At 43.3% G+C, this 13,968-nt stretch carries 11 protein-coding genes; all 11 read left to right on the top strand.

Going from position 1 to position 13,968, the window contains the following annotated elements:
- Nucleotides 1-26: 26 nt before the first annotated feature.
- A complete protein-coding gene (locus ACLD5M_RS02110) occupies nucleotides 27-761 on the top strand; it encodes a hypothetical protein (protein WP_410314481.1) in 735 nt (244 codons plus the stop codon).
- Nucleotides 762-965: 204 nt separating this feature from the next.
- Nucleotides 966-2,303: a type I glutamate--ammonia ligase gene (gene glnA / locus ACLD5M_RS02105; RefSeq protein ID WP_004127624.1), complete on the top strand. Its 1,338-nt coding sequence runs from the start codon at nucleotides 966-968 to the stop codon at nucleotides 2,301-2,303.
- 590 nt (nucleotides 2,304-2,893) lie between these two features.
- On the top strand, nucleotides 2,894-3,757 hold the full coding sequence (gene mraZ / locus ACLD5M_RS02100) for a division/cell wall cluster transcriptional repressor MraZ (RefSeq protein WP_410314480.1): 864 nt from the start codon (nucleotides 2,894-2,896) through the stop codon (nucleotides 3,755-3,757).
- On the top strand, nucleotides 3,757-4,782 hold the full coding sequence (gene rsmH / locus ACLD5M_RS02095; RefSeq protein ID WP_410314479.1) for a 16S rRNA (cytosine(1402)-N(4))-methyltransferase RsmH: 1,026 nt from the start codon (nucleotides 3,757-3,759) through the stop codon (nucleotides 4,780-4,782). The genes mraZ and rsmH overlap by 1 nt, the downstream gene beginning before the upstream one ends.
- Nucleotides 4,783-4,784: 2 nt before the next feature.
- Complete coding sequence (locus tag ACLD5M_RS02090; protein WP_410314478.1) at nucleotides 4,785-5,411, top strand: hypothetical protein; 627 nt, start codon at nucleotides 4,785-4,787, stop codon at nucleotides 5,409-5,411.
- Entirely contained in the window at nucleotides 5,411-7,252 is a 1,842-nt protein-coding gene (locus ACLD5M_RS02085) for a peptidoglycan D,D-transpeptidase FtsI family protein (protein WP_410314477.1), read from the top strand. The genes ACLD5M_RS02090 and ACLD5M_RS02085 overlap by 1 nt, the downstream gene beginning before the upstream one ends.
- A 42-nt stretch (nucleotides 7,253-7,294) precedes the next feature.
- Nucleotides 7,295-8,242, top strand: a complete 948-nt coding sequence (locus ACLD5M_RS02080; RefSeq protein WP_410314476.1) for a UDP-N-acetylmuramyl peptide synthase — start codon at nucleotides 7,295-7,297, stop codon at nucleotides 8,240-8,242.
- Between the two features lie 126 nt (nucleotides 8,243-8,368).
- Nucleotides 8,369-9,991, top strand: a complete 1,623-nt coding sequence (gene murF / locus ACLD5M_RS02075) for a UDP-N-acetylmuramoyl-tripeptide--D-alanyl-D-alanine ligase (protein ID WP_410314475.1) — start codon at nucleotides 8,369-8,371, stop codon at nucleotides 9,989-9,991.
- Between the two features lie 31 nt (nucleotides 9,992-10,022).
- The gene (gene mraY, locus ACLD5M_RS02070) at nucleotides 10,023-11,126 is read left to right on the top strand and encodes a phospho-N-acetylmuramoyl-pentapeptide-transferase (RefSeq protein ID WP_019260451.1); all 1,104 of its coding nucleotides are present in this window, start codon (nucleotides 10,023-10,025) and stop codon (nucleotides 11,124-11,126) included.
- A 23-nt stretch (nucleotides 11,127-11,149) separates the two neighbouring features.
- Nucleotides 11,150-12,742, top strand: coding sequence for a UDP-N-acetylmuramoyl-L-alanine--D-glutamate ligase (gene murD / locus ACLD5M_RS02065; protein ID WP_410314474.1), 1,593 nt, complete (start codon nucleotides 11,150-11,152; stop codon nucleotides 12,740-12,742).
- Nucleotides 12,723-13,958, top strand: a complete 1,236-nt coding sequence (locus tag ACLD5M_RS02060; protein ID WP_410314473.1) for a putative peptidoglycan glycosyltransferase FtsW — start codon at nucleotides 12,723-12,725, stop codon at nucleotides 13,956-13,958. Before murD ends, ACLD5M_RS02060 begins: the two co-directional genes overlap by 20 nt.
- The last annotated feature ends 10 nt before the right edge of the window (nucleotides 13,959-13,968 follow it).

Here is a 13,968-nt window from a genome sequence, read left to right as displayed (position 1 = left end):
TATTTAAAGGGGAGAAAGTAATAAAAATGTTAAATAATGACGACGAGAGTAAAAATAATAACGAGCGTAAAAATAACGATTGTAAAAATAACGAAGCTAACGATGACAATTCAGTACGCGCTTCTTTTACAGATGCTGAATTAGATAACGCGCTCGCAGGCTTTGAAAAAGAATTCCAAGAAAAAGAAAATCTAAGCAACTCAAATAACGAAGATTTATTAGAAGATTCCAATAGCAATAATCAAGAAAATAATTCTATCGAAGAAGCAATGCGCGGAATCGAAGAAGCAAATTTTGAAGAAGATTTACAAGGTTTGCTTGGCAACAAAGCAAAAGTTGCAATGATAATCGCATACGTTGAGCCGGCGAAATTACTTGCGGCCTTCTGCAAAATGGCAAATGTTAGCGCCAGATGCTTTTCGGAAGAACAGGGTTCTGTTGCAGTACTGAAAAATCTTGAAGGAAACGGCCCAGAAGAAGACGTGAAAAAATTTGTAGAATTCTTCTTCGGTATGGACGTAATGCTTATTACAAATCGTGCGGATAAAATAACTGCAAAAATCTACCAGGCTGTAAAAGAACCTCAAGAAATCGTTGCACCAATGGCACTAGCTGTTTGGTCAAGAGATGTTGAAGATCTTGCTATTTGCATGGAAAACGCCGATAGTCTTGAAAAACGTGGATTAGAAATGTTCAACAGTGACGACTTAAGTGACTTAGAAGCATACAAAATATTCCAAAAATACGGCAAAATAAACTAGCTAATAAATATGAGCATATAATTCGCAATTCATTACGATTACGTAAATTCATTGCGCATAGCTTAGATTTGTGCAGAATATTTTGCAAGAATACACTACAATATACATAACGAGCTTATAGATTTTATAGGGCTTATAAATATTACTGTGCAAATTGGCTTAAGCCAACATTAGCGCGGTAAATGCTACCCAAGGGGCTGATTTATGGATAGACAACAAGAGTTTGCTCTACGTACTGTTGAAGAGCGAGACGTGCGTTTTATTCGACTCTGGTTTACGGATGTTCTTGGCACGCTTAAATCCGTTGCTATTGCCCCTGCTGAATTAGAGGCAGCTTTTGAAGAGGGTATTGGATTCGACGGCTCGGCAATAGAAGGCATGACGCGCGTTTTGGAAGACGACATGATTGTTAAGCCGGATCCATCAACCTTCCAAATTCTTCCATGGCACGGAGGCCCGGAAGGAACAGCGCGCATGTTCTGTGATGTTTTAACTCCTGACGGTGAGCCTTCGCTGGGAGACCCTCGCCACGTTTTAAAGACTGCGCTCGCAAAAGCGAAGGAAAAGGGCTTTACTTTCTACGTGCATCCTGAAATTGAGTTTTATTTGTTCGAAGCTCAAGATGATTGGTCTAAAGCTCCTGTGCCGATTGACGAAGGTGGCTACTTTGATCACGTTCCTAGAAGCTCGGCAATGGACTTTCGTAGGAATGCTGTAAGTATGCTTGAGCAGATGGGTATTTCTGTTGAATACTCGCATCACGAAGGCGGACCTGGTCAAAACGAAATCGATTTGCGTTACGCAGATGCGCTTACTACAGCGGATAATATTATGACTTTCCGCACTGTAGTCAAGGAAATTTCGCTTGAGCGCGGAATATACGCAAGCTTTATGCCAAAGCCGCTAACGGATCAGCCGGGATCTGGCATGCACACGCATTTGAGCTTGTTTGAGGGAGATACGAACGCTTTCTATGAGGCTGGTCAAGAGTTTAATATGTCGCTTATTGCGCGTCAGTTTGCGGCTGGTATTTTGCATCACGCTTCGGAAATTTGCGCTGTAACCGATCAGTATGTGAACTCTTATAAGCGCTTGTGGGGTGGTGCGGAAGCTCCTAGCTACGTGTGCTGGGGTCATAGCAACCGTTCCGCGCTTCTTCGCGTGCCGCAGTACAAGCCTGGAAAGGGAAATTCTTGCAGGATGGAATTCCGCGCGCTAGATCCTGTGGCGAATCCGTATCTTGCTTACTCTGTGCTTTTGGCTGCAGGCTTGGATGGTATTGAAAAGCAGATGACTTTGTGCGATCCAACTAGTGACGACGTGTGGGAGCTTACTGATGCTGAGCGTCAAGCAATGGGTATTCAGCCGTTGCCAGAATCATTGGACGAGGCTTTGAAGATTATGGAGCGCTCGGACTTTGTGGCAAGCGTATTAGGCGAGCATGCTTTTGAGTATTTCTTGCGTAATAAGCACCAGGAGTGGGAAGAATACCGCCGCCAGGTTACGCCTTTTGAGCTGGAGAAGTACTTGCCGCGCTTGTAGCGCAAGCGACTTTGACGCTTTTATGAAACATTTGCCGGAGTTTTTTCTCCGGCATTTGTAGTTGTTAAGGCCCTCATGCGGCGCGACGACCTGCTTGAGCGCTGCCATTTAGCGCGAAAGCAACTCGGAGCGTGAGCTTGCTCAGGCGGAAAGTCCAGTGGACTTTCCGCGCAAGCTCAGCAGCGAGCGCGTAATCCGCGCGAGCGCAAACTGCGTGAGGGTCTTTTATTTGCTGTTTTGGGAAACATTTGCCGTGTATTTTTCCTGCGTTTGTTGTCGTTTTGTTTGTTTTTGACCACATTTGCCGGGAATCTACCTGGCGTTTGTAGTCGTTTTGGCAGCGTCTGACCACAAATGCCGTGTATTTTTCCGGCGTTTGTTGTCACTTTGGCGTTGCTTTGAAACATTTGCCGGAGATATTTAGGTGTTTGTAGCTGCTTCTATGCAAGTAACGTTTTTTATTTCCGGTGGTGCTTTTTTGAAAAAAAATCAAAAATTTTGCAAAAAAGTGGGGATTTTTGGGGAGGAATGGGGTAAAATGGTGACTAACGTGCAAATGGCATAGTGTGCGTTGAGTTAGGAGGTGGAGTATGGCACGTCGTGCTGCTAATAAGCAACCGCGGAATAAAGCCAATTCTGCCTCTGGGTATTCCGTAAATCAGGCTGGTTTCTCCACTGAATCTGATATGTCTCAGCAAACGCAGATGCCACTGCAAGCTGAAGCCCCGCAGATTCTTACGTCATATGTTCAGCCTGTTCAACCTCAGCATTCGCAGCACGCTCAGGACTCTTACGGAGTGCCTTCAACTTCTATGCCAGCTGTTCAGCAAGCAATTCAGGCGCCGACATTCACCTCCACTCCATCCGGCGCTTATAATTCAGCTACTCAAGCTGCAGCTATGCCAATTGCACCGTTCTCTAATGTTCAGCAGCCAATGCAGCAGCCAGTTCAGCCAATACAGCAGCCAATGCAGCAGCCTGTTCAGTATGCGCAAAATCCTGCGGCCTCGCCATTAGCTCCTATTTTGCTTGGAACTTACACGCCGAAAATCGACGATAAAGGTCGCGTGGCTCTTCCTGCAAAATTCCGCGCTCAACTTGGAAGCGGTTTTGTTATGGCTCGTGGCCAAGAGCGTTGCGTTTACGTGCTTCCAATGACTGAGTTTCAGCGCATGACCACGCAAATTCAGCGCACTTCTATGAGCAATAAGTCTGCTCGTGATTATTTGCGTGTCTTTCTTTCTGGCGCTGTTGACGAAGAGCCAGATAAGCAAGGTCGTATTGTTGTGCCGCCAATGCTTAGGGATTACGCCAGTTTAGGCAACGAAATCGTTGTTATTGGTGTTGGTACGCGTGCTGAAATTTGGAATAAGTCGGCTTGGGAAGCTTATCTTGCTGATCGTGAGCAAGGTTATGCCGATATTGCTGACGACGTACTTCCGGCGGTGATGTGATGCAAGATATTACAGCCATACACGCACCGGTTTTATTGCAAGATTGCGTCGATTTAGTAACTCCTGCTTTGCAGCATAAAGACGCGATTGTAGTAGATTGCACACTAGGTCTTGCCGGCCACGCTACAGCTTTTCTTAAAGCAGCACCTTTTGCAACTCTTATTGGAATTGATCGAGATTCTGAGGCGCTGTCTTTAGCTACAGAGCGCATGCGTAACGAAGGTTTGGAAAATCGTTTTATTCCAGCTCACGCAGCTTTTGACGAAATTGACTCAGTCTTAAGCGCGCATAATATTGACAAAATTGACGCAGCTTTTATGGATTTGGGTCTTTCTAGCCTGCAAATTGACGAAGCGGATCGCGGCTTCTCCTACTCTCACGACACCGCTCTTGATATGCGCATGGATACTACGCAATCAACTACTGCTGCAACGATTTTAGCAACATATGATGCTCGCGAATTAACTAAAATTTTCCGCGAGTATGGCGAAGAACGTTTTGCGTCTCTTATTGCGCGTCGAATTGTTGAAACTCGCGAAGATAAGCCTCTTTTAACTTCCCTACAGCTTGTTCGTTTAGTTGACGATGCGATTCCTAAGGCTCACCGTGCTGCCGGAAATCCAGCTAAGCGCGTGTTCCAAGCTTTGCGTATTGAAGTAAATGGTGAGTTAGATAAGCTTCAGCGTACGCTTCCAAAGATTGCTTTGCGTCTTCGTGAACGTGGTCGTCTTGTAGTTGAGTCTTACCATTCTTTGGAAGACACAACTGTTAAGCGCTTTATGAATAAGGGCTTAACAGTTGACGTTCCAGCGAATATGCCTGTTATTCCTGAAGATGCTCAGCCTTTCTTTAAGTCTCTTACAAGAGGCGCAATGAAAGCATCTAAAGAGGAGATTGAGCATAATACTCGCTCTTCTTCAGTTCGTTTGCGCGCTGTTGAATTGTGCCGTCCTATTCCTGAGCGTTGGCTCAACAGGCTTGAAGATGAAGCTTATGGCTTAGAGCCTCGTAAAGGAGGCCGATAAAAATGGTATTGAATACTAAAAATCGCGTATTGCGTTCGGCTTCTTCTACTTCCGCTCCTGCAGGTCGTGTTAAAGATGCGTCAACTCGTAAAGATTATTCGCGAAATTCTTCCACAGCAGTATTTGGTGCTGCTAAGCGTCAAACTTCCGTGGTTCTTAATCGTTTGCAGAAAGTTATGAACTGGAGTAATACGCGCAAAGTTCCAATCATAAATTTCATGATTATTGTGATTTTCATGGTTGTGACTTTGTCTACTTCGCTTATGCTTCGTACGCAAATGGCTGAGCTTTCTTTTGAGCAGACTGCTACGCAATCTCGTATTTCACGCTTGCGTCAAGATGTTGAAGCTAAGCAAGCAAAGCTCGATACTTTGGATGCTGAGCTTCCTTCGAAAGCGCAACGCATGGGGATGATTCCGCAGCAAGGTTCTATTGCGATTGATTTAAGTGATTATGCGGCTAAACGAAAGCATAATCAAAAGAACAAAAAAGAAGTTCCAAAAAATAATAATTCGCAAAATAATACGCAGGATAAAGCTAAAAACAAAACTAAAAATAAACCTAAAAACAAAACTAAAGAACAGCAACAAAAACAACAGTCACAACAAACAAAACAGGAGAAACATTGATGCGCCACATTTTTAAACAACGTTTCGCCAAAGAACAAAACTTTGTTCGTAAATGCGCTGTTATTGCTATAGTTTTCGCTTTCATAGGCATTTGTGCCATTGCAAAGCTTAGCTATATTCAGCTAATTAACGCACGCTCTACTGCACAGGCAGCTCAAGCAGAACGCAGCAGAGTGCGCCCAATTCTTGCTCGTCGTGGCAAAATTTTGGATGCAAATGGTGCTGTTCTTGCACAAAGCGTTGAGCGATTCAATATTATTGGAGACCCTCTTAACGCTCAGGCTTTTAAGCCTACGCCATGCACTAAGCAGACTGAAGATAATTGCCATATGCTAAATGGTAAACCGGTAGAGGGCACGGGCGCTGTGGCGGTTGCTCGTTTGCTCGCTCCGATTCTTCACATGAGTTCTGTAGAGCTTGGCGGAAAATTAGCTGGCGTTGGTCGTTACGTTTTGTTGAAGCGTAACGTAACTCCTGCAGTTAAGCGCGCTATTGACAATCTTAATCTTTCTGGATGCATTTATGCAGAAAATAGTAGTGAGCGAGTGTATTCTAGCGGCCCAATTCTTGGTTCTGTAATTGGTGCAGTTTCGAATGCGGATGAAGTTAATCGTAAAGATTTAAAGGATCGCAAGGGTGAAGTTGGTGTTTCTGGACTTGAGCTAACTCATGACTCCACCTTAAACGGTGTAGACGGTTACCAGCGTTACCAAGGAAATAACGTTGGAAATGAGAAGATTCCAGGAACTGTAACAGAATCTAAGCCTGCTGTAAACGGCAGCGATATTAAGCTTACGATTGATAGCGATGTTGATTGGTATGTTAAGAAGGTTCTTCTTGACGGAAAGAAACAATATCGTGCAGCATGGGGGGTTGCAGTAGTTCAGGATGTTCGAACTGGCGAAATTCTAGCTTTGGAAGATACTGACGATATTAAAGCTGGTAGCACGCAATCCAAAGTAAACGTGTCTCGCGCAGTAAGCCAAACATTTGAACCTGGTTCTATTGGTAAAGCTTTTGCAATGTCTGGTATGTTGCAAACCGGCGCTCACAAGCTTAGCGATCAGTTTGCTGTTCCTAACAGCATTAATAAGAATGGCCAAACATATCACGATGCTGTTGATCATGGTGTTGAACATTGGACTTTGGCTGGTATTCTTGCTGAATCTTCAAACGTTGGTATGGTTATGGCCGGCGAAAAGTATCCATTAGATAAGCGCTACGAATACCTTTATAAGTTTGGTCTCGGTCAGTATACCGGATTGAATTTGCAGGGTGAATCTCGCGGCTTGCTTCCTAGCATGCAATCTTGGGATGGTCGTAAGAAAGATACTGTTCTATTCGGCCAAGGTTATGCTGTGAACGCTTTGCAGCTTACTAACGCTATGGCAACTATTGCTAATAAAGGCGTGAAGTTGCGTCAAACTTTGATTAAGTCTGTTATTGATTCTAACGGTCATGTGACTAAAGCTGGGCGTGCTCAAGGAACGCGAGTTATTGATGAGAATGTTGCAGCTCAAATGATGAACGCTCTTGAAAACTCAGGCGAGCATTATCACCGTTTTGCAGGTGTTGATGGCTACCGTGTTGCTGCAAAGAGTGGTACTGCAGAAGTTGCGGGACCTGATGGCCGTCTTAGCTCCACAATTAGCGACTGGTCTGGCGCTATTCCGGCGGATAATCCTCGCTTCATCGTAACCGTTGTGCTAAAAGATCCACAAGGTGTTTACGGTGGTATGACTGCAGGCCCATTGTTCAAAACAATTGGTGAATTCCTTATGCAAAAGTACGATGTTCCAACTTCTGCTGCACGCACGAACCCTGTTGCGGTAAATTGGTAATGAGCGCATTACAATGTTGTTTAATACTAAGTAGGGTGTGCAATGAATGTGGTTGATGAATATTCAAGAGTAAGAGTTACTTTAGGTTTCGCTGCAAAAAACTACGGTTTTGAAGTTGTGCCAGCGTTTGCATCTGAAGTAACTGTTACTTCTATTGCTCATGACGTGCGACAAGTGCATCCTGGCTGCCTGTTTGTGCCGCTCGGCCACGTTGATCGCCGTCAACTTGAAGCTGCTAGAGATGCTGGAGCGTACGCTGCACTAGTTCCACCAGAGTTTCGTAATGAAGCTGTAGATTTAGGAATACCGCTACTTGTATCTTCTGCTAATCCTGTTGCTCTTGGAAAACTTGCTTGCGATATTAATTGTGATCCTTCTTCTTGCGTTGCAACTTTTGCTGTTGCAGGCGACGACGATGACGAAATTCATGCTAATGTTTTGCGATTGGCAGACTTTTTACACATGCTTGGTAATCCTGTTGGTGTGATTAGTGACGCTGGATCGTCTTCTTTGCAGCGCGAACTTTCGCTGGAATATCCGTTAAATATAGCTGATGTTCAGCATACGCTGTCAGTTTGTGCAGAAGATGGTGCTGCTGCAGTAGTTATTGCACTTAATAGCGCGACTTTGTCGAAAAATGCGTTGCAGTCGGTAAATATTGACGTTTTGGGTGCAGAGAAATCTCAAGTAGACGACGACTCTAAATCAACTGACAATGCCACTACTAATGCAACTAACAATGCCACTACAACTACAACTACCAATATAAGTTTTTATTCTTTGCGACAACGTTACGGTTTTAGTAGCAGAGATCACTCGTATTGCGTTACAAGATCTACTGAATCGGACGAATTAGCGCAATTAGCAGACGAAATTGGCGGACAAAATATTAAGCGTCATCTTTCACTAGCAATTGCAATGGTGTTGGCTGCTGGAGTGCGTCGTGGAACTATTAAAAGCGCATTGCGTGTTTCTCACGAATTGCGTTAAATAGGTAATTTGCGCGTGTGTTTTAGCTGTGCAAACTACTTTAAGCAAATGATTTAGACTTGGATTTTGGACTTTGGATTTGGGCTTTGAGTGTTTTTAAGCATGCGGAGCATTTAGGAGGATTTTATGAGTTGTAATCAAAACCATGAGGCAATTAGTGAAGCGAAGACGCAAAATAACATGATGCCTATGAGTGTTTTTGAAATTGCTTCTGTAGTAAATGGCACTGTGCACGTTAGCAATCAAAATAATTCTTCTAATACAAAGCGCGAAAACACTACTGTTACATCCGTTTTTACTGATTCTCGTGAAGTTCGTGAAGGATCCGTTTTTGTTGCAATTGCTGGTGAACATGTTGACGGTCACGACTATGTAGAAAGTGCTGAAAAATCTGGGGCTGTATTAGCAATTGTTGAGCATTTTGTAAAAGACGTTTATATTACTCAGATTGTTGTTAAAAATTCCGTTGAAGCTTTAGGCTTGCTCGCTAAACATAATTTGCAGCGTAGACGCGAATTACAGCAGCCGTTTACAATTGTTGGGATTACTGGTTCTGTTGGAAAAACAACAACTAAAGATATGCTTAAGGCATTGCTTAGCACTTTGGGCGAAACTGTTGCTCCTGTTGGGTCTTTTAATAACGAAATCGGCTTGCCTTTAACCTCTTTAAAAGTTGGCCCATCTACTAGATTCTTAGTAGCAGAAATGGGTGCTAACCATGTTGGAGAAATTGCGAATTTAACAAAAATTGCTCCGCCAGATATTGCGGTTGTGCTTAAAGTTGGTGTTGCTCACTTAGGAGAGTTTGGTTCAGTTGAGCGCATTGCTCAGGCAAAAAGTGAGATTGTGCAAGGGCTTGTGCCGCATGGTATTGCAGTGTTAAACGCGGATGATTCTAGGGTTTTTGCAATGAGCAATCTTGCAGATAAAAATCATGTTCGCTACTTTGGCAGAAATCTTAAAAATGGTTTGCTTGAATCAGCTCCTAAAAGCGAGTATCAACTTTGTGCGAGTTGCGTAGAACTTGATTCTTTTGGAAAGCCAACTTTTACGCTTAGCGAATACGAAAAATCTTCTGAAGATTCTTCTGAAATAACGAATAAAACGCAAGTTCATCTTGCTATACAGGGTGAGCATAATGTTATGAATGCTCTTGCTGCAGCAAATGTTGCTCGCTATTTTGGTATGCCTTTAGAAAATATTGCGGATGTGCTTGGCAAAGTTTCGCATATTAGCCCGCATCGCATGCAGCTTAGTACCGTTTCTTATGAGGGCAAAGAGTTTACGCTTATTGACGATTCTTTTAACGCTAACCCTGATTCTATGAAAGCTGGACTTGACGGCTTATGTGCTTACGAAAGTAAAGACAATGCAAATAAGTCTAATGTTTTTAGAATTGCTGTTTTAGGTTCAATGCTTGAACTTGGCAAAAATGAGTGCGAATTGCACGAAAATATTGGTTCGTATGCTGCTAAGTCAAATGTTGATGCTGTTATAGCTGTTGGTTCAAAAACGGATTCTGATTTAGACAATTTAGCCCAGTGTATTGCGCATGGCGCTCGCAATTCTTGGGAAAATAAAAAGCTTTCAGCCAATGACGCAGTACATTTAGCACATAGCTCTTATGAGGCTAATGAACTTGTTTGGAAGATTGTGGCCGACCATCCGAGTAGTGTTGTGTTATTGAAAGGTTCGCATGCGTCAGGTTTAAGTGTGTTGGCTGAACGTTGGGCCAGTATTAATAAGTAGTGCAAACGGAATATAAAACGGAGGTTAAGCGGTGATTGCGCTTATTATCGGAATTGTTGTGTCGCTAGTTGTGACGATTATAGGCACGCCTCTGCTTATTCGTTTGGTGCACCGCTTGCATTATGGGCAGTACATTCGTCAGGATGGTCCGCAATCTCATTTAGTAAAGCGCGGAACTCCAACTATGGGCGGTGTTGTTATTAATCTTGCCGTTGTTGCAGGTTGGGCTGCTTCTGCACTTTACCGCTACATGGCTGTTGGAAGAGCACCTTCCTGGTCTGCTGTTTTAGTGCTTTTTGCCATGCTTTCTATGGGTTTGCTTGGCTTTATTGACGATTTTGCTAAAGTGAGAAAAAAGCAGAATCTTGGTCTTTCTGTGCACGCTAAATTCATTGGGCAGATTGTTTTTGCAAGCATTTACGCTCTTCTTGCGCTGCTTCTTCCAACGCAATCTGGTATTGCTAGTGCTCAGCCTGGAATGAGTTTTATTGAGCGACCATTCTTTGATTTTTCAATACTCGGTAAGGGTGTTGGAATTGTTGTGTTTATTATTTGGGTGAATTTCCTAATTGCTGCATGGTCTAATGCTGTAAATTTGACCGATGGTCTTGACGGCTTAGCTTCTGGCTCTTCTATGATTGCTTTTGCAGGTTACGCTTTGATTGCTTTTTGGGAAAGCTACCATGTGCGCGGCGGCGGTCATTTTGGCTTCTCTTACGCTGTTTCTGATCCTCTTGATTTAACCATTATTTCCGTTTGCGCGGCTGTTGCCTGCTTCGGTTTCTTGTGGTTTAATTCCAATCCTGCTCAAGTATTTATGGGAGACACTGGTTCTCTTGCGTTGGGCGGCTTGTTTGCTGCTATTTCTATTGCTACGCACACAGAGTTTTTGGCAGTAATTTTGGGCGGACTCTTTGTAATGGAAGCTGCAAGTGACGTTATTCAGGTTGGCTTCTTTAAAGCAACGCATAAACGCGTTTTCAAAATGGCTCCTATTCATCATCATTTTGAATTGCTCGGCTGGACGGAAACAAAGGTTGTTGTGCGTTTTTGGATGATTGAGCTTATGTTTGTTCTTTCTGCGCTTATGATGTTCTACGCGGATTGGGCAGGCCGTTCTGGATTGCTTATTTAATATAAAAGTTGGAAGGCTTCAATATGAGTACTCTTAAGAGTTCTGATTCGTCTGTTTCGCTACCATCATGCGAGTGCAGTGGCACATTCCCGTTCAAAAATGTTCTTGTTGCAGGACTTGGTGTTTCTGGACGTGGAGCTGCTGAAGTTTTGCGCGCTGTTGGATCTAATCCTATAACTGCAGACGAAAAAAAGCCTGAAGCCGATATTCATAATTTTGAAGAAATTAACTGGTCTAAAATCGACGCTGTAGTTACTTCTCCTGTTTTTAATCCTCGCACACCATTTTTGCAAGAAGCTCAATCGCATAATATTCCAGTAATGAGCGAAGTTGAGTTAGCGTGGCGTTTGCGCGTTCCATCTAAGCGCACAAATAAACCTGCTTATTGGATTGGTATTACCGGAACTAACGGCAAAACTTCCACTACAGAAATGACTTCAGCAATGCTTAACTCTTGCGGATTAGATGCTCCAGCTGTGGGAAATATTGGAAAATCTGTTTCTCATGCGGCTTTGGAAGCTAATCACGACGCTTTATGTGTTGAATTAAGCTCCTTCCAGCTGCATTTTACTGATTCTTTAGCTCTTGATTGTGCTGCTATTACGAATATTGCTGCCGACCATTTAGATTGGCATGGTGGCATGGAAGCTTATGCTCACGACAAGTCAAAAGTTTTTAATAATGTTCGCAAAGCTTTAGTTTACAATGCTCAAGATGAAAGAGTTAAAGCATTAGCTCAAGCTGCAAAAGTGGCTTCGGGTTGCAAGCGTATTGGTTTTACTTTAGCTGAGCCTTCTTTGGGTGAAATTGGTGTTAAAGACGGTTGGATTGTTGATAACAGCGGTGTTGCTGGGGGAGATCCTGGAGTATTGAAGCGTATTGTTGCTTTGCGTGATTTGCGTCATTTATGCGAGCCAGATGGCACAGTTTACCCGCATTTGTTGGCTGACGCTCTTACGGCATTGGCTTTGGCTCTTGGCTTAACTGGAAACGTTGATGCTGCAGTTCGTGCTTTATGCGAGTTTGCTCCAGGCGGTCATCGAATTCAAACTGTTGCAACTTTGCCGGCTCAAGATTGCAATCCTTCGCATTCTATTCGATTCGTTGATGATTCTAAAGCAACTAATGCTCACGCTGCAGCCGCGTCTTTAGCAAGTTTTGCTAATAATTCGGTAGTTTGGATTGCTGGCGGCTTGGCAAAAGGCGGTTGTTTTGAAGATTTAGTAGCAAATCAGCTTCATGTGATTAAAGCTGTTGTTGTTATTGGCGTAGACCAGCGTCCGATTGTTGAAGCTCTTCATAATTCTGCTCCAAATATTCCTGTAACTATTGTTGCTCCAGACGGTTCTAGTGCTGAATCGTATAATGGTATTGACGATGCGGTTTGCGCGCGGATTGAGCATAATTCGCTTATAAATGCTGATTCTTCATTCGGCGAAGCTGTTATGCAACAAACTGTAGAAGCTGCCGGGCGTTACGCTAAGCCTGGTGATGTTGTGCTTCTTGCTCCAGCATGTGCTTCTATGGATCAATTCGTTTCGTATGCTGATCGTGGAAATCGCTTTGCTGAAGAATCTCAACGATGGGTACACAATCATGGTATTAAACAACAATAAGCCGATTAAGTGGTTGCGCTCATTAGTGCACAAAAAAAGTGGTGAAGAGCAGGGTCAAGATTTAGCGCTTAAGCATTATCTTGGGTGGAAAAGTTTAACAAATCCTCTGTGGTGCTTATACGGAATGAGAATATCGGTAATTATTTTATCGATATTTGGCTTATTTATGGTGTTTTCTAGCTCCTCAGTAACAATGATTACTTACGGAGTTGCACCTTGGGGGCAGGGCGTAAACCAAACTCTTTACTGCATTTTGGGCATGATTGGCTATATTTTTGCTTCTCGCGTGCCTGTTTCGTACTACAGAAAATATGTTGCGATTATTTATGCTGTTGCGGCCGTAGCGCAGTTTTTAACTTTTGTGCCAGGTTTGCGCCGAGAGGTTAATGGTAACGCGGGCTGGATTGCTGTTGGCCCTATTACTTTGCAACCTGCAGAAATCACAAAACTATCTTTGTGTATTTGGCTTCCAATCGCACTTCTTGCCGCAAAAGAAGCTTATAAGCGTGTTCAAATGCGAGCCTATATTCCCGCCGCATCCGGATTAGGCGTATCTTTGCTTCTAGTTATTGCCGGTAAAGATCTTGGTACTGCTTTAATTATTATTCTTATTGCTCTTATAGCTTTCTATTTAGGTGGATTTCCAACCAAATGGCTTGTTGGAAGCATATTTATTGCTTGCATAATGGTTGCTCTTTTGGTTTTAACAAGTCAAAATCGTATGCGAAGAATTCTCGCAACATTGCACGGCTGCGATGCTAAAGCAGCTAAAGGCGTGTGCTTCCAAGCAATTCACGCACAATACGCAATGGCTTCCGGAGGACTTTTAGGCGTTGGTATTGGTAACTCGCGCGAAAAATGGAATTATTTACCTTACGCTCATAACGATTTTATTTTCGCAATTATTGGCGAAGAAATGGGATTTTTGGTTGCGTCTGCAGTAGTTATTTTGTACATAATAATCGGCTGGTGCATTCTTTCTTCCGCACTTCAAGCAAAATCTAAGTTTATTTCAATAACTTTAATGTGCATAGCAACCTGGATTGTAGGCCAGGGCTTAGTTAATATTCTTGTAGTAGTGCAACTATTGCCGGTTATGGGAGTTCCTATGCCGTTTGTGTCTGCAGGCGGATCTTCGCTTGTTATGTGTTTGGTTGCAGTAGGAGTCGCTGACGGTCTTATGCGAGCAAACCCACAGCTTAAAATGGAAAAATAGTAGCGTAATT

This window comes from Gardnerella sp. Marseille-Q9185 (genome assembly GCF_046508745.1).
Lineage (GTDB): Bacteria > Actinomycetota > Actinomycetes > Actinomycetales > Bifidobacteriaceae > Bifidobacterium > Bifidobacterium greenwoodii.
Note: the sequence above shows the minus strand (reverse complement) of the source record. Positions and strands in the feature narration are given on the sequence as shown.

Excerpts from the sequence above, each read along its gene's own strand:
- glnA (WP_004127624.1), top strand. The coding sequence starts at position 966 with ATGGATAGACAACAAGAGTTTGCTCTACGTACTGTTGAAGAGCGAGAC.
- murD (WP_410314474.1), top strand. The coding sequence starts at position 11,150 with ATGAGTACTCTTAAGAGTTCTGATTCGTCTGTTTCGCTACCATCATGC.
- ACLD5M_RS02060 (WP_410314473.1), top strand. The coding sequence starts at position 12,723 with ATGGTATTAAACAACAATAAGCCGATTAAGTGGTTGCGCTCATTAGTG.
- rsmH (WP_410314479.1), top strand. The coding sequence starts at position 3,757 with ATGCAAGATATTACAGCCATACACGCACCGGTTTTATTGCAAGATTGC.
- ACLD5M_RS02085 (WP_410314477.1), top strand. The coding sequence starts at position 5,411 with ATGCGCCACATTTTTAAACAACGTTTCGCCAAAGAACAAAACTTTGTT.
- ACLD5M_RS02090 (WP_410314478.1), top strand. The coding sequence starts at position 4,785 with ATGGTATTGAATACTAAAAATCGCGTATTGCGTTCGGCTTCTTCTACT.
- ACLD5M_RS02080 (WP_410314476.1), top strand. The coding sequence starts at position 7,295 with ATGAATGTGGTTGATGAATATTCAAGAGTAAGAGTTACTTTAGGTTTC.
- ACLD5M_RS02110 (WP_410314481.1), top strand. The coding sequence starts at position 27 with ATGTTAAATAATGACGACGAGAGTAAAAATAATAACGAGCGTAAAAAT.
- murF (WP_410314475.1), top strand. The coding sequence starts at position 8,369 with ATGAGTTGTAATCAAAACCATGAGGCAATTAGTGAAGCGAAGACGCAA.
- mraZ (WP_410314480.1), top strand. The coding sequence starts at position 2,894 with ATGGCACGTCGTGCTGCTAATAAGCAACCGCGGAATAAAGCCAATTCT.